General features: G+C 71.9%; 17 protein-coding genes. 7 read left to right on the top strand and 10 right to left on the bottom strand.

Annotated features, from left to right (window positions below; genetic code table 11):
* Nucleotides 1-38: 38 nt before the first annotated feature.
* The gene (locus ACFYYH_RS09210; protein WP_388547946.1) at nt 39-902 is read right to left on the bottom strand and encodes a helix-turn-helix domain-containing protein; all 864 of its coding nucleotides are present in this window, start codon (nt 900-902) and stop codon (nt 39-41) included.
* Between the two features lie 335 nt (nt 903-1,237).
* On the opposite strand from ACFYYH_RS09210, the gene ACFYYH_RS09205 reads away from it, so the two are divergent.
* Entirely contained in the window at nt 1,238-1,732 is a 495-nt protein-coding gene (locus tag ACFYYH_RS09205) for an ATP-binding protein (protein WP_388547944.1), read from the top strand.
* A 311-nt stretch (nt 1,733-2,043) separates the two neighbouring features.
* On the opposite strand, the gene ACFYYH_RS09200 is transcribed toward ACFYYH_RS09205, so the two are convergent.
* From ACFYYH_RS09200 to rpmG, 5 genes are all read right to left on the bottom strand, one after another.
* Nucleotides 2,044-2,286 (bottom strand): DUF397 domain-containing protein, encoded by a 243-nt coding sequence (locus ACFYYH_RS09200; RefSeq protein WP_388547941.1) that lies wholly within the window; start codon nt 2,284-2,286, stop codon nt 2,044-2,046.
* 284 nt (nt 2,287-2,570) lie between these two features.
* A complete protein-coding gene (gene rpsR, locus ACFYYH_RS09195) occupies nt 2,571-2,807 on the bottom strand; it encodes a 30S ribosomal protein S18 (protein ID WP_388547938.1) in 237 nt (78 codons plus the stop codon).
* On the bottom strand, nt 2,807-3,973 hold the full coding sequence (locus ACFYYH_RS09190; RefSeq protein WP_388547935.1) for a CobW family GTP-binding protein: 1,167 nt from the start codon (nt 3,971-3,973) through the stop codon (nt 2,807-2,809). Before ACFYYH_RS09190 ends, rpsR begins: the two co-directional genes overlap by 1 nt.
* Nucleotides 3,973-4,230 carry a type B 50S ribosomal protein L31 gene (locus ACFYYH_RS09185; RefSeq protein WP_388547932.1) on the bottom strand — a complete coding sequence of 86 codons (258 nt, stop codon included), beginning with the start codon at nt 4,228-4,230 and terminating at the stop codon, nt 3,973-3,975. Before ACFYYH_RS09185 ends, ACFYYH_RS09190 begins: the two co-directional genes overlap by 1 nt.
* Nucleotides 4,231-4,237: 7 nt before the next feature.
* On the bottom strand, nt 4,238-4,402 hold the full coding sequence (gene rpmG, locus ACFYYH_RS09180) for a 50S ribosomal protein L33 (RefSeq protein WP_388547930.1): 165 nt from the start codon (nt 4,400-4,402) through the stop codon (nt 4,238-4,240).
* 52 nt (nt 4,403-4,454) lie between these two features.
* Here rpmG and rpmB point away from each other — a divergent pair, with 52 nt between their 5' ends.
* The 3 genes from rpmB to ACFYYH_RS09165 are packed head-to-tail and all read left to right on the top strand — an operon-like array spanning nt 4,455 to nt 5,566.
* The gene (gene rpmB, locus ACFYYH_RS09175; protein ID WP_388548120.1) at nt 4,455-4,691 is read left to right on the top strand and encodes a 50S ribosomal protein L28; all 237 of its coding nucleotides are present in this window, start codon (nt 4,455-4,457) and stop codon (nt 4,689-4,691) included.
* Nucleotides 4,691-4,996: a 30S ribosomal protein S14 gene (gene rpsN / locus ACFYYH_RS09170; RefSeq protein ID WP_388547928.1), complete on the top strand. Its 306-nt coding sequence runs from the start codon at nt 4,691-4,693 to the stop codon at nt 4,994-4,996. Before rpmB ends, rpsN begins: the two co-directional genes overlap by 1 nt.
* A gap of 39 nt (nt 4,997-5,035) precedes the next feature.
* Nucleotides 5,036-5,566: a hypothetical protein gene (locus tag ACFYYH_RS09165; protein ID WP_388547925.1), complete on the top strand. Its 531-nt coding sequence runs from the start codon at nt 5,036-5,038 to the stop codon at nt 5,564-5,566.
* A gap of 417 nt (nt 5,567-5,983) precedes the next feature.
* On the opposite strand, the gene ACFYYH_RS09160 is transcribed toward ACFYYH_RS09165, so the two are convergent.
* Entirely contained in the window at nt 5,984-7,207 is a 1,224-nt protein-coding gene (locus ACFYYH_RS09160) for a DUF2786 domain-containing protein (protein WP_388547923.1), read from the bottom strand.
* Between the two features lie 141 nt (nt 7,208-7,348).
* Here ACFYYH_RS09160 and ACFYYH_RS09155 point away from each other — a divergent pair, with 141 nt between their 5' ends.
* Complete coding sequence (locus ACFYYH_RS09155) at nt 7,349-7,930, top strand: sugar O-acetyltransferase (RefSeq protein WP_388547920.1); 582 nt, start codon at nt 7,349-7,351, stop codon at nt 7,928-7,930.
* Here ACFYYH_RS09155 and ACFYYH_RS09150 read toward each other — a convergent pair.
* Nucleotides 7,927-8,400, bottom strand: a complete 474-nt coding sequence (locus tag ACFYYH_RS09150) for an ATP-binding protein (protein ID WP_388547917.1) — start codon at nt 8,398-8,400, stop codon at nt 7,927-7,929. The genes ACFYYH_RS09155 and ACFYYH_RS09150 overlap by 4 nt on opposite strands.
* Before the next feature lie 85 nt (nt 8,401-8,485).
* A complete protein-coding gene (locus ACFYYH_RS09145) occupies nt 8,486-9,400 on the bottom strand; it encodes an NADP-dependent oxidoreductase (RefSeq protein WP_388547915.1) in 915 nt (304 codons plus the stop codon).
* Between the two features lie 228 nt (nt 9,401-9,628).
* Between ACFYYH_RS09145 and ACFYYH_RS09140 the strand changes: the two genes are divergently transcribed.
* Nucleotides 9,629-11,365: a bifunctional 3'-5' exonuclease/DNA polymerase gene (locus tag ACFYYH_RS09140; protein WP_388547913.1), complete on the top strand. Its 1,737-nt coding sequence runs from the start codon at nt 9,629-9,631 to the stop codon at nt 11,363-11,365.
* 103 nt (nt 11,366-11,468) lie between these two features.
* Here ACFYYH_RS09140 and ACFYYH_RS09135 read toward each other — a convergent pair whose 3' ends face one another.
* On the bottom strand, nt 11,469-12,479 hold the full coding sequence (locus ACFYYH_RS09135; protein ID WP_388548118.1) for a zinc-binding alcohol dehydrogenase family protein: 1,011 nt from the start codon (nt 12,477-12,479) through the stop codon (nt 11,469-11,471).
* A gap of 269 nt (nt 12,480-12,748) precedes the next feature.
* On the opposite strand from ACFYYH_RS09135, the gene ACFYYH_RS09130 reads away from it, so the two are divergent.
* Nucleotides 12,749-13,009, top strand: a complete 261-nt coding sequence (locus tag ACFYYH_RS09130; RefSeq protein WP_388547911.1) for a hypothetical protein — start codon at nt 12,749-12,751, stop codon at nt 13,007-13,009.
* The last annotated feature ends 299 nt before the right edge of the window (nt 13,010-13,308 follow it).

Here is a 13,308-nt window from a genome sequence, read left to right as displayed (position 1 = left end):
GGTGCAAACTCCTGATGTGAGGTCATCGTACTGATGTCTCAGATCAGTTGGAGCAGGCCGCGAAGGACATCCCGGCTCTCCTCCGGACCCGGGCTGTCGACCTGTAGTCGCCCCATCACCCGTTCGTACTGAGCGACCTCTTCCCTCTTGTCCAGATAGAGCGCGCTGGTGAGCTGCTCCAGGAAAACGACATCGGAGAGATCCGACTCGGGAAAACTCAGCATGGTGAAAGCGCCGCTCTCGCCCGCGTGCCCGCCGAAGCTGAACGGCATCACCTGGAGCGTGATGTTGGGCTGCTCGGAGATCTCGATGAGATGTTTCAACTGGCCCTGCATCACGGAGCGGTCGCCGTACGGGCGGCGCAGCGCGGCCTCGTCGAGAATGGCGTGGAAACGCGGTGCCCGCTCGGAGACGAGGACCTTCTGCCGCTCCAGACGGAGCGCGACCCGGCGGTCGACCTCGCTGCGGGGTGCCTCCGGCTGACCGCGTGTGACGACGGCGTGCGCGTACGCCTCGGTCTGGAGCAGACCGTGCACGAACTGCACCTCGTAGATGCGGATCAGTGAGGCGGCGCCCTCCAGGCCGATATAGGTCTGGAACCAGCCGGGCAGCACATCACCGAAGCTGTGCCACCACCCCGCGACATTGGCCTCCCTGGCGAGGCCGAGAAGGGCGGCACGCTCGCCCTCGTCGGCGACGCCGTAGAGGGTCAGCAGGTCCTCGATGTCTCTTGCCTTGAAGCTCACCCGTCCCAACTCCATACGGCTGATCTTGGACTCGGAAGCGCGGATCGAGTAGCCGGCGGCTTCACGTGTGATGCCGCGCGTCTCGCGCAACCGCCTGAGCTGTGAGCCAAGCAGGATGCGTCGCACCACGGAACCGCCCGATTCGGCTGCGGTCACGTCCCAACCCTCCCCATCGCATGTGGTTCTCCCCGGAGCACCCCCGAACTCCAAGTGCCGGATTCTGCCATCAAAACGCTTCAGCCCGTACTCATTCGATTACGGAAATAAGAAGGCTTTGCGGAGAGAGCAAAACTGGTCACGAGGAGAAATGCGCCAGAAACGGTACGGATCTGATCAAGTCCGGCGCGTGCACGTGCATCTGCCCTTGCATCTGCCCTACGCATTCGGAACCATGGTCCCCGCGCACCTGCGCGTGCTCGTTCGTGATTGACGTGATGTGACGCTGGACCACCGCAGTATCGCTACGGCCGCGAATCTCGGGAGTGCCTCGCATGGGGATGAATGGATCGACCATGCTCGAGCCGTTAAGGCAGGGGCTCCCCCCGATCGATCCCGCGGGGGCCGCCGGTTCGGCGTCGTGCGCTCTGCCCGCCCGCTATGAGGCGGTGCGCGGGGCGCGGCACTTCACACGCGCCACACTGAGCCAGTGGGAGCTGGACCACCGCTTCGACGATGTCGCGCTGGTCGTCTCGGAACTCGTCACCAACGCGCTGCGCCACGCCCTGCCCGCGGACACCCCGCGGGAGCCGCAGGACCCGCCCGTACGGCTGCATCTGATGCGCTGGACCTCACGGCTCGTGTGCGCGGTACGGGACCCCAGCCACGCCGGGCCGACGACGCGGAACACGGAGGAGGACGGCGCGGCGGAGTCCGGGCGCGGACTCTTCCTGGTGGAGTCGTTCAGCGACACCTGGGGCTGGCACCCGCTGGCGGGCTCGCTGCACGGCAAGGTCGTCTGGGCGCTGTTCCAGCTGCGGAAGGACTGAGCGCCTCCGGTCGCGGAACGAGCCCGTCCGGCCGCGGACGGGCTCGTGCGCTGTCGTGCGCCGGACGGACCGAGCGGGCCGCCGTCAGGATCGGCGCGCCACGAAGCCGCCACCAGGACGCCACCAAGCCCGCCGCGAAGCCCGCCACGAGGCCGGCCGCGATCACCCCAGGATCACCCGGTCGGGCGCGGTGGCCGAATCACGCCGTTGACGTAACGGCGCACCCGTGGATGCCCGCGGCGCCGGCCGCCGGGCCCGGCCCACGCAGGATCGTTCCTGCGCGGACCTCGAAGCCCGCCTCGGCCGCTGCCTCAGGCGTCGGCCGTCAGATGATCGAATTCCCCGTCCTTGACCCCCAGCAGCAGGGCCTCGATTTCCGCGGGCGTGTATACGAGCGCGGGTCCGTCGGGGAAGCGCGAGTTACGCACCGCCACCTCCCCGCCCGGCAGTTTGGCGAACTCCACACAGGACCCCTGGGAGTTGCTGTGCATGCTCTTCTGCCAGACGACTCCGTGAAGCTCTGTGGCCGTTATGCCGTTGTACACGTGGTGCACAGGTCGCTCCCCGAGTTGCAAGGTGCAGGTGTCAACTGTCTCGGATCATAGCTGTGTTTCATGTGCTGATGCATGAGCAAATGCACGTGCACGCGGGGTGGTGCTTTGATTACAGACACCGCACCGAGACGGCCGTCCGGAGCGAATCCCCCGCGCTCTAGGAAGAGACGCGTTTCCCGGTCATTCGGATCCCAATTCCCCGCTCCAGTCTCCACGTATGAGACCCGTACGACGCACCGGGGCCCCTCCTGACCTGCTCAGGAGGGGCCCCGGTGGGATCGGTGTCACGCCGGGCGGTACGGCAGCAACCCCATTTCCCGGGCGTTCTTGACCGCGCGCGCCAGTGCGCGCTGCTGCTGAGCGCTCACACGAGTCACCCGGCGGCTGCGAATCTTGCCGCGGTCCGAGATGAATTTCCGCAACAGATCTGTGTCCTTGTAGTCGATATAGGTGATACCCGCGCGGTCCAGAGGATTGGGCCGGGACACGGACGGTTTGCGTTCCCCACGACGGGCGGACATCAGACCTCCAGCAGGGAGTCGAAGGCGGGCGGGAGTCGCTTCCAGGCCGCGTGGCCCGCGGCGTACTCGGTATCGGTGAGCAGACAGGATTCGAGAAGGCGCTCGATCCCTTCCCGGTCGAGTCCGGGCGAGGTGAACACCAGGTGCTGGCAGCGGTCGCCGTGCGGCGGATCCCAGTCCAGGGCGGCGGCGGCCCGCCGCGGCGGCGGCACCGACTCCCAGGCGGCGTCCGGCAGCGACGCCAGCCAGGGCCCCGCGCTCTCCACACAGAGCGCGCCGCCCGCCGCGTCCCAGGCCAGCAGGGTGTCGGGACGGTCGGCGAGCCAGAAACGGCCACGGCTGCGGGCCGCGGCACAGGTCAGTTCCTCCAGCGCCTGATAGAGCCGCTCCGGGTGGAAGGGCCTGGCGCGGTGCCAGACATACGTACCGACACCGCACTCGTCCGCCTCCTGCGGCAGCAGCGCGCAGGCCGGGTGCTGACGGGCGGCGGCGGCCTCGATGTCGAACCCGGCGAGGGCCGCGGCGGCCAGCTCCCCGGCCGACGCCCCCTCGCCGTCGATCCGTATCCGCCGTGCGGTCGGGTGCAACTGGGCCAGCAGCGCGCGGTCCTCGTCGTCCGCGAGCGGGTTGTCGGCCAGGGCGAGCACCGGCGCGTACTCCAACTGACGCGCCCAGGTGTCCGCGACCGTCCGCCGGTCGGAGGCGGCCGCCGCCAGCCCGGCGTCGGCGAGGTCGTCGCCATTGCCGAGATACGGCAGCAGCAGCGCCGGGTCGACCGCGGTCAGCACGGAGCTGACGACGAGCCGCTCCCCGCCGTGCGCCGCCACGACCTCGGCCATCGCCCGGGGCTCGACCGAGTCCCACAGTTCGACGACGGCGAGCCGGGTCAGCCCGCCGTCGGCGAGCCGCTCCAGCTCCGGTACGAGATCCTCCCGCAGCGCGCAGCAGGCGCAGTCGTTGACCAGCGGCGCCTCGCCCGTGGAGAGCGTGCCCGTGGCGTCACGGACCGTCCGTACGACCGTGCCCCGCGCGGCCGTCGACAGATCGTGGTGGAGCGCGACGCTGCCGGGCACGGTGGCGAGGAGCCGGCGCACGGCCGCCTCGCGGGCGTCCGCGTGCAGTCCGCAGACGATCGCGACGGGGAGCCTGTTGTCGACGCCCGCCACTAACGGGCCCCGGGTCGATGCCCGTAGCGGCGCTCGAAGCGCTCCACGCGGCCGGCGGTGTCCAGCACGCGGGCGTTGCCCGTGTAGAAGGGATGGCTCGCCGAGGAGATCTCCACGTCGATGACGGGATACGTGACGCCGTCCTCCCAGACGACCGTCTTCGCGCTGGTCGCGGTGGAGCGGGTCAGAAAGGCGAAGTCGCCCGCCTTGTCACGGAAGACGACGGGGCGGTAGGCGGGGTGGATTCCGGGCTTCATCGCGCGGTCAGCGCTCCTCACGGAAGTCGACGTGCCGACGGACGAGCGGGTCGTACTTGCGGAGCGTCATGCGGTCGGGGTCGTTGCGGCGGTTCTTGCGGGTCACATAGGTGAATCCGGTACCGGCCGTGGACCGGAGCCTGATGACCGGTCGTAGTTCGTTGCGTGCCATGGGGCTAGTATATGGAAATGATTCCCATTACCAAAGAGAACGGTGTGTGACCTTGTCCGCCCACTGCCAGCTCACCGGCGCCGAGCCCGGATTCGGCCGCCGGATCTCCCACTCTCACCGGCGCAGCCCCCGCCGTTTCGACCCCAACATCCAGCGCAAGCGGTACTGGCTGCCGAGCGAGGGCCGGTATGTACGGCTGACGCTCAGTGCGAAGGCGATCAAGACCGTCGACACCATCGGCGTCGAGGCCGCCGTCGCCCGTATCCGTGCCCGGGGGGTGAAGGTCTGATGGCCAAGAAGAGCAAGATCGTCCGCAATGAGCGGCGGAAGGTGATCGTCGAGCGGTATGCCGCGCGGCGCGCCGAACTCAAGGAGATCCTGCGGCACCCCGGCACCTCCGAGGAGCAACGGGCCGAGGCCTGGCGGGAGTTGCGACGTCAGCCGCGCGACGCGAGTGCCACCCGGGTGCGCAACCGGGACAGTGTGGACGGCCGGCCGCGCGGACATCTGCGGAAGTTCGGGCTGTCGCGGGTCCGGCTGCGCGCCCAGGCACACGCCGGATACCTCCCCGGGGTGCGCAAGTCGTCCTGGTAGCTTGGCGCGGTCCGGAAACCGTACAAGGGGGACTCGAACGTGCAGAAGCTCGTACGCACCAGCGCCACCACGGCCGGCCTCGTCGCCGCACTCGCACTCGCGCTCACGGGCTGCGGCGGTGACAGCGGCGGTGGCTCCGGCAACGACAAGGCCACCGGCGCGCCGAGCGCGACGGCCGGCGGTTCGGACCCCGGCTCGGACACGGCGGGCTCCGGCGGGGACGCCGCGAGCGGTGTCGAGGGCACCTGGGCCGGGCTGACCGACGGCAAGGCCGTCGCGCTGTCGGTGAAGGGCGGCAAGGTCGCGCTCGTCGCCGACAGCCATGTCTGCCAGGGCTCGGTGGAGGACATGGGCGAGCCGATGTTCTCCCTCACCTGCGCCGACGGGAACACCGACCGCACGATGGGGTCGATCGAGTCCAACGACGGCAAGACGCTGGTGATCGCCTGGGACAAGGGCAAGAAGGACACGCTGGCCAAGACCGAGGGCGGGGCGCTGCCCGAGGGACTGCCGACGGACCTCCCCACGGACCTCCCCACGGATCTGCCTACGGATCTGCCGGGGTCGTAGGGCCCTGGGCCTCTGGCCCCACGAGAACACGAGACCCTGGCCCGGAGGTTCGAGATCCCGCGGTGCGCCTCGGCACACCCCGTGCGCCGGTCCGCCCGGCGGCACGCCCCGTGCCACAGCTCGGCCGGCCCTGTGACAGGGCCGGCCGAGTCTGTTCACCGGGTGGTGGGGTGGTGGGGTGGTGCGGAGGGATCAGCGGGCGACGGCGCCCGTCGCCCCGCTGAGCGCCGAGCCGCTGGTGTGCCCGCCGCGGTGGGCGGTGACCTTGGGCGGTCACCTTGGCCGTGAGCTTCTTCCCGGCGAGCGAGGCGGACACGGTGTAACAGGACGCGGTGGCTCCGGAGACCGCCCTGCCGTCGGCCTTCCACCGGTACGCGTACCGTCGCCCCGGCAGCGCGCGCCGGGCAGCACGCGGCTTCAGCGAGGTGCCGTGCCGCCGCGCACCTGTGGTCTGCGGCCTCCCGGGACGCGTGCCGCGTCCGCCGCCGAGGTCCCGTGGCGCCAGCCCTCGGCGTCCGTCACCCCCCGGACCCGGGTCGCCACCGTCTGCGGGAACATCCGGTCCGTACGGTCGGCCACCGCGACGTCCCGGGCGGCGAGCACCGGCAGCAGCGCGCCGCCGTCCATGCCCCCGGTGGTCCCGGTCGCCTCTTCCGTCGTCCGCGCCGTCGCCTCGGCCAGGCGTTCACCGACACGGTGGGCGTACGCCATCAGGAACGACTGACGGAACGTCTTCGTCCGCTTGCGTCCTCCCGCCCGCTGCTCGGCCTCCGCCCGGGTCATCGCCGCCGTCCCCTGCACCAGCAGGGAGGTGTGGAGCAGTTCGACGGCCTCCAGGTCGGGTTCGAACCCGACGACCGTCGAGAAACCGTACGCGCTGTTCCAGACGGCGCGACAGCGGTTCGCCGAGGCGACGGCGTCGAGCAGGATCGCCTTCGCCGTCTCGTACGGGGCGTCCACCCCGATCCGGCAGGCGCCCGGCACATCGCCCCGGTGGGTCCGGTCGGCGAGGACCGCCTCGTCGATGCTGTGCCGCGCCATCAGCTCCTGCGCCTTGGCGGTGAGCGCCTCCGCCTCCTGCGGATAGCCGGTCGCCTCGGCCTTGGCGAGCAGCGCCCTGATCCGGGTGAGCATGCGCGGCTCCCCCTCCGCCGCCGGCAGATGGACGGGCGTACCGGGCACGGGCCCCACCGGCTCGATCGCGGGGAGCCGTACGAGCAGCAGATACAGCTCCAGCACGGCGGTGGCGTACGAGAAGCGGTCCGCCCGGTGGGGCCGGGAGCCCGCCTCCCCGTCGAGTTCCGCGAGTTCCGCGAGCTGCGCGGCCCAGCGTGGCGCCAGCCGGTCGTACCGCCGCGCCTCCGCCGCCGTCAGCTCGGCGAGCAGCCGCAGATGCGGACCGGCGAGGTCGCGCCGCACGAGCCGCGCCACATCGGCGGGCTGCCAGCCGCGCTCCCAGGCCAGCCTCAGGAAGCCGAGGCCCCGCAGGCGCAGCTCGGCGTCGGCCGCCGGGTCGGCGGCGAGGAGCGAGGCAGCGGTGTCGAGCCCGTCGCCCGGCTTCCCGCTCCCGGTGGAGAGCACGGCGCGCAGGGCCCGCTCGACGGTCCGGGCGCCCCCGCCGTCCGCATCGGTGTCACTCATGCTCCCGATGATCCCAGGTGCGCCCGGTGCCCGGCCGGGGCGGACCGCTCTGTCCACAGGCTGTGGATATCGAACTCCCTGGCGGGACCGCAGGGCTACCGTGGCTGTCTGCGAGGCACGTCCGGCGTGGGAGAGGAATCCATGGGCGAGAACAAACGGCGCATGCTGGCCGGGGAGTGGTACATCCCGGACGACGAGGAGCTCGGCGCGGACACCGAGCGCCGCTTCGCGCTCTGCGCGGCCTACAACGCGAACGGCGGCGCCGCGCCGGACGAGCGCGCCAGGATACTCGCGGAGCTGCTCGGTTCGGTGGGTGAGGACGTGCGGATCCGTCCGCCGTTCCACTGCGACTACGGCGCGTACATCAGCATCGGCGCCCGTACGTTCGTCAACTTCAACGCGGTCTTCCTGGACGCGGCCCCGATCACCATCGGCTCCGACGTCCAGATCGGTCCGAACGTACAACTGCTCACCCCGGCCCACGAGCTGGACGCGGAGCGCCGTCGCGCGGGCTGGGAGCGTGCCGCTCCGGTGACGATCGGCGACAACGTCTGGCTGGGCGGCGGGGTGATCGTCTGTCCGGGGGTGACGATCGGCGAGAACACGGTGGTGGGCGCGGGATCGGTGGTGACGAAGGACCTCCCGGCGGGGGTGCTGGCGGTGGGCGGCCCGGCGCGGGTGGTCCGCGCCCTGGAGACCGGTGGCGGCCCGGGGGCCGGCTAGCAGCCGGTGAACTCGCACCACACCACCTTTCCCCGTACCGGGCCCGCGTGGTCGCCCCAGTCCGCCGCCAGGGCCGTGACCAGCAGCAGGCCGCGGCCCTCCGCCAGATCCCAGGCGTCCTGGCCGGCCGACCCGGTCCCGGCGGGCCATCGCGGGGGCGTCCGGGACGGGTCGGCGACCTCGACGCGCAGCCGCTTCTCCGTGCGCAGGATGGCGAGGGAGACCGGGCCCCGGGTGCAGCCGCACAGACAGAGGCCGTGGCGCACCGCGTTGGTGACGAGTTCGCTCACCGCCAGTTCGACGGTGGCGGTCAGCTCGGCGTCCACCCTGCGCAGCGTGAGCACCTCGCGGGTATGGCGGCGCGCCCTGGGGGCCGCCTCCGGCTTGTGGGGAAGCGGCATACGGGTCAGGGGCAGCCAGGACCGGCCGGGGTCGGAGACGCCGTGCGCCGGTCCACTGTCAGTGGGCATCGTTACTCTCGGACATCAAAGGTTACGGAAAGCAACCCATGGTGCACGAGAGGAGAGCGCCGTGCCACGTCGGCCGTTCCGGAACTCAGGGCGTGATCACCAGTTTTCCGCGCGCATGGCCCTTCTCGCTCGTCTCCTGCGCCTTCGCCGCCTCCGTGAGCGGAAAGGTCCTGGCGATCCGCAGACGCAGCCCGCCCCGCGCCGCCAGCCGGACGTTCTCGGCCAGGGCGGCGTGCTTCCTGCCGGGCGCGGTGACGCCGGAGGAGAAGGCGACCCCGTGGTCGGCCGCGTGCGGGTCGGCGATGGTGATGATCCGGTCCGTCGTGCCGCCGCGCAGCTCGATCGAGTCCGGCAGCGCCCCTCGGCCGGCCACGTCGAAGACCGCGTCCACCCCCCGGGGCGCCGCCGCGCGCACGCGCTCGACCAGGCCCTCGCCATAGGCCACGGGGACCGCGCCCAGCGAGCGGAGGTAGTCGTGGTTGGGGGGAGACGCCGTGCCGATCACGGTGGCGCCCCGTGCGACCGCGAGCTGTACGGCGACGGAGCCGACCCCGCCCGCCGCGCCGTGGACCAGCAGGGTCTCGCCCCTGTGCACCGCGAGCTGGTCGAGCACCCGGCGGGCCGTCTCGCCCGCGACGGGCAGGGCCGCGGCCTCCTCCCAGCCCAGGGAGGGGGGCTTGGGGACGACGGTCTCGGCGAGGGCGTACTGCGCGTAGGCGCCGGTGGCGGTCCACCCCACCACGTCGTCGCCGACCGCGAGACCGGTGACGCCCTCCCCCGTCTCGTCCACCACTCCGGCGAATTCCAGGCCGGGGATGGCGGGCAGCCGGGTGGTGAAGAGCGGTTCCATCCATCCGTGGCGGATCTTGCAGTCCATCGGGTTGACGCCGGCCGCCCGGACCGTCACCCGGACCTCGCCGGGACCGGCGTGCGGTTCGTCGACGTTCCTGGTGCGCAGGACGTCCGGGCCGCCGAACGTCTCGAACACAGCCGCTTGCATGTCAGCACCCCTTCCGCGCGGGCCTCCGTGCGGGCCGTGGTCATGGCCGTATGTCCGATCCTCCCGTCGTACGCTCCGGCCCGCCCGCCGAGCGGCGCGCGCGGTGGAGGGCCTTCACGCGGACGCCCGTGCCGCTGTCCGTGCCGCTGTCCGTGCCGGTGTCCCTGCCGCTGTCCGTGCCGGTGTCTGTGCCGGGGCGATGTCGTACCCGGCTGCGAGACTCGGCGTATGACCGGGAGATGGGCTCTGGCACCGGCGGACGGCGGCGGTGCGCTGCTGGCTCCGCTGGGCGAGGACGGCCGGGCGGCGGGGCCCGTGCTGCGCGAGCCCGATCTCGTGGCGGCGGTGCGCGCACGGCTGCCCGAGGCGGGGCGGTGGGTGTGGCGGTCCACCGCCGAGGTGTATCCGCGGCTGCTCGCGGCGGGGGTGCGGATCGAGCGGTGCTACGACATCGAGGCGGCGGAGCTGCTGCTGCTCGGCCATGAGGGGCGGCTCGGGGAGCCCCGCTCGGCCGCGGCGGCCTGGGCCCGGCTGCGGAACGGGCCGGTGCCGCCCGATCCGCCGGCGCGCTCGGCGGAGCCGGGCTCGCAGTCCTCGCTGTTCGAGCCGCAGGCGGGGGCGGAGATCCCGTTCGAGGCGCTGCTCGATGTGTACGCGGAACAGCAGCGCAGACATCTGGCCGCCGAGCACCCCGGCCGGATGCGGCTGCTCACGGCGTCCGAGTCGGCGGGGATGCTGGTCGCCGCCGAGATGCACCGGGCGGGGCTGCCCTGGCGGGCCGATGTGCACCGGGAGGTGCTGGGTGAGCTGCTCGGCGAGCGCTATGCGGGCGGAGGAGAGCCCAGGCGGCTGGCCGAGCTGGCGGACGAGGTGTCGCGGGCGTTCGGACGACGGGTGCGGCCGGATCTGCCGGCGGATGTGGTGAAGGCCTTCGCCCAGGCCGGTATCGCGGTCCGGTCGACGCGGCGCTGGGAGCTGGAGGAGATCGACCATCCGGCGGTGGAGCCGCTCATCCAGTACAAGAAGCTCTACCGCATCTGGACGGCGCACGGCTGGAGCTGGCTCCAGGACTGGGTGCGGGACGGCCGGTTCCGGCCGGAGTATCTGCCGGGCGGTACGGTCTCGGGCCGCTGGACGACCAATGGCGGCGGGGCGCTCCAGATCCCCCGGGTGATCCGGCGCGCGGTCGTGGCGGACGAGGGCTGGCGGCTGGTGGTGGCGGACGCCGATCAGATGGAGCCCCGGGTGCTGGCCGCGATCTCCCGTGATCCGGGGCTGATGGAGGTCGCCGCCCACGACGGCGATCTGTACACGGCGCTCTCCGACCGCGCCTTCTCCGGCGACCGCGCCCATGCGAAGCTCGCGCTGCTGGGGGCGGTCTACGGACAGACCTCCGGCGACGGGCTGAAGAACCTGGCCGCGCTGCGCCGGAGGTTCCCGCTGGCCGTGGCGTATGTGGACGACGCCGCGCGGGCGGGCGAGGAGGGCAGGCTCGTACGGACGTGGCTGGGCCGCACGAGCCCCCGGGCGGCCGGGGCGGAGGACGACGGCGAGGCAGGGATCCCGCAGGAGACCCCGGCGGGAGCGGGGCAGGGGCCGGGACGGACGGGACGGGGAGCGGAGGACACGGCGGGCGGCGGCGGTGAGTTCACCCCGGGATACGCGTCCTCGGACGGCCGGGCGCGCGGCCGTTTCACCCGTAACTTCGTCGTCCAGGGCAGCGCGGCCGACTGGGCCCTGCTGATGCTGGCGGCGCTGCGCCGGGCGACCGCCGGGATGCGGGCGGAGCTGGTCTTCTTCCAGCACGACGAGGTGATCGTGCACTGTCCGCAGGAGGAGTCCGAGGAGGTGGCGGCGGCGATCCGCGCGGCCGGTGAGCTGGCCGGGCGGATCGCCTTCGGGGAGACGCCGGTGCGGTTCCCGTTCACGACGGCGACGGTGGAGCGGTACTCCGACGCCAAGTAGCGGTACGCCGACGCGAAGTGAGACGCGGTGAGACGAGGTGAGGCGACGTGAGGCGAAGTGAGGCGAGGGGAGGACGGGGCGGCGGGGCAGAGGCCGGTGAGGGTCAGAAGCCGGTGAGGGTGATCTTGCCGATCGCGGTGCCCGACTCCTGGATCCGGTGGGCCTCGCGCAGGTTGGCCGCGTTGACGGGGCCGAGGTCACGGTGGGCGGTGGTCCTGAGCGCTCCCTGGTCCACGAGCCGGGCGATCTGCGTGAGGATGTGATGCTGCATGTGCCGGTCGGGGGTGCGGAACATCGAGCGGGTGAACATGAACTCCCAGTGGAAGGACACGCTCTTCCGCTTGAGCACGCCGATGTCCAGCGACGCGTAGTCGTCGATCGAGACGATGTGTCCGAAGGGCTTGAGCACCTCGGCGTACGCCGTGATGTTCCGGTCGGTGGCCGTCGTACCGAAGATGTAGTCGATCCCGTCCGGCGCCACCGCCTCGATCTGCCCGACGAGCGGCTCATGGTGGTTGATCACCTGGTGGGCGCCCATGGTGCGGGCGAACGCGACCGTCTCCGGCCGCGAGGCGGTACCGATCACCGTGAGACTGGTGAGCGCCCGGGTGAGCTGTACGACCATCGAGCCGACCCCGCCCGACGCCGCCGTGACCAGCAGCGCCCCGGTCTGCTCCAGGGCGCCGGTGCGCAGGCCCATCCGGTCGAAGAGCCCCTCCCACGCGGTGAGCGCGGTCAGCGGGAGCGCGGCGGCCTCGGTGAAGCCGAGGGTGGCGGGCTTGGGACCGACCAGACGCTCGTCCACCGCGTGGAAGCGGGAGTTGGCCCCGGGGCGGTCGAGCGCGCCGGCGTAGTAGACCTCGTCCCCGACCCGGAACAGCTCCACCTCGTCACCGACCGCGACGACCGTACCGGCCGCGTCCCAGCCGAGGACCTTGGGCTCACCGCCGGGGTCGACGTTCTGACGGATCTTGTAGTCCACCGGATTGAGCGCGACGGCCTCCACCCGGACGAGCAGATCGCGCGGGCCGGGCTCCGGCACGGGCAGCTCGATGTCCTCCAGGCTGCGGGGATCGTCGACGGGCAGGCTCGCGCGGTACGCGACGGCGGGCATCGTCGCGCCCCTGGCCGGGCCCGTACCCGTGGCCGTATCCCTGGCCGGGCCCGTGACCGTATCCGTGGCCGTACCCGTGCCGGCGTCCTGGCGGTTCGTGTTCGTGTTCTTCTTCGCGTTCGTGTCCACATGTCCACGCTAGGAGGGGCCCTGTGGTTTCCCGCAAGGGCCATTGGTATCCATCGGAAACCATCCAGCTCAGAAGGGTGGGCACCGCCCGCTGTCCGCCATCCGCGTGCCCTCCGGAGCACGCGCGCGTTGTACCGATCATGAACACGCATCGTTTTCTCCTCGCCGCCGCGGCGGGCTCCGCCCTCCTCTCCGCCCTCGTCCCCTCGGCCGCCCAGGCGGCCGATCTCGGCACCACCCTGAGCGGCACGGCCAAGACCGCGTCGGCCGTGGGTGGAGAGGCCGGCCCGGTGGTGGAGGGAGTCATCGGCGACAAGGTGAACAAGAAGGTGGACGCCGCCAAGGGCGTCGTCAAGGGCAGCACCGACGCCGTGCAGTCGGGCCGGGAGCTGATCAGCTAGGACAGGGCCCTGGGCCGAGGCCCTGGTCGGCCCCGACCCTGCTCGACCCCGCCCCTGGTCGGCACCGACCCCGGCCGGGTGCCGGAAGGGCGGTGCCGGAAGGGCGGTGCCGGAAGGGCGGGTGCCCGAAGGCCAGGCCGCGCGGGCCCGCCCGGCCTGGCCGGGTCGGCCGGACCGGGCGAAATCACCCCGCTGACCTCGGCCGACAGGCAGTGGGCGGAAGAGGAGTGGTGCGCGCGCGGGACTGGGGACACCATGGACCCACAAGCACGGTTCTCACCCTATTTGTATATGATGGG

Source organism: Streptomyces sp. NPDC002018, from assembly GCF_042890865.1.
Classification (GTDB): domain Bacteria; phylum Actinomycetota; class Actinomycetes; order Streptomycetales; family Streptomycetaceae; genus Streptomyces.
This window is presented reverse-complemented; position numbering and strand designations above follow the sequence as displayed.

Excerpts from the sequence above, each read along its gene's own strand:
- ACFYYH_RS09205 (WP_388547944.1), top strand. The coding sequence starts at position 1,238 with ATGGGGATGAATGGATCGACCATGCTCGAGCCGTTAAGGCAGGGGCTC.
- rpsR (WP_388547938.1), bottom strand. The coding sequence starts at position 2,807 with ATGTCCGCCCGTCGTGGGGAACGCAAACCGTCCGTGTCCCGGCCCAAT.
- ACFYYH_RS09185 (WP_388547932.1), bottom strand. The coding sequence starts at position 4,230 with ATGAAGCCCGGAATCCACCCCGCCTACCGCCCCGTCGTCTTCCGTGAC.
- rpmG (WP_388547930.1), bottom strand. The coding sequence starts at position 4,402 with ATGGCACGCAACGAACTACGACCGGTCATCAGGCTCCGGTCCACGGCC.
- rpsN (WP_388547928.1), top strand. The coding sequence starts at position 4,691 with ATGGCCAAGAAGAGCAAGATCGTCCGCAATGAGCGGCGGAAGGTGATC.
- ACFYYH_RS09160 (WP_388547923.1), bottom strand. The coding sequence starts at position 7,207 with ATGAGTGACACCGATGCGGACGGCGGGGGCGCCCGGACCGTCGAGCGG.
- ACFYYH_RS09155 (WP_388547920.1), top strand. The coding sequence starts at position 7,349 with ATGGGCGAGAACAAACGGCGCATGCTGGCCGGGGAGTGGTACATCCCG.
- ACFYYH_RS09150 (WP_388547917.1), bottom strand. The coding sequence starts at position 8,400 with ATGCCCACTGACAGTGGACCGGCGCACGGCGTCTCCGACCCCGGCCGG.
- ACFYYH_RS09145 (WP_388547915.1), bottom strand. The coding sequence starts at position 9,400 with ATGCAAGCGGCTGTGTTCGAGACGTTCGGCGGCCCGGACGTCCTGCGC.
- ACFYYH_RS09140 (WP_388547913.1), top strand. The coding sequence starts at position 9,629 with ATGACCGGGAGATGGGCTCTGGCACCGGCGGACGGCGGCGGTGCGCTG.
- ACFYYH_RS09135 (WP_388548118.1), bottom strand. The coding sequence starts at position 12,479 with ATGCCCGCCGTCGCGTACCGCGCGAGCCTGCCCGTCGACGATCCCCGC.
- ACFYYH_RS09130 (WP_388547911.1), top strand. The coding sequence starts at position 12,749 with ATGAACACGCATCGTTTTCTCCTCGCCGCCGCGGCGGGCTCCGCCCTC.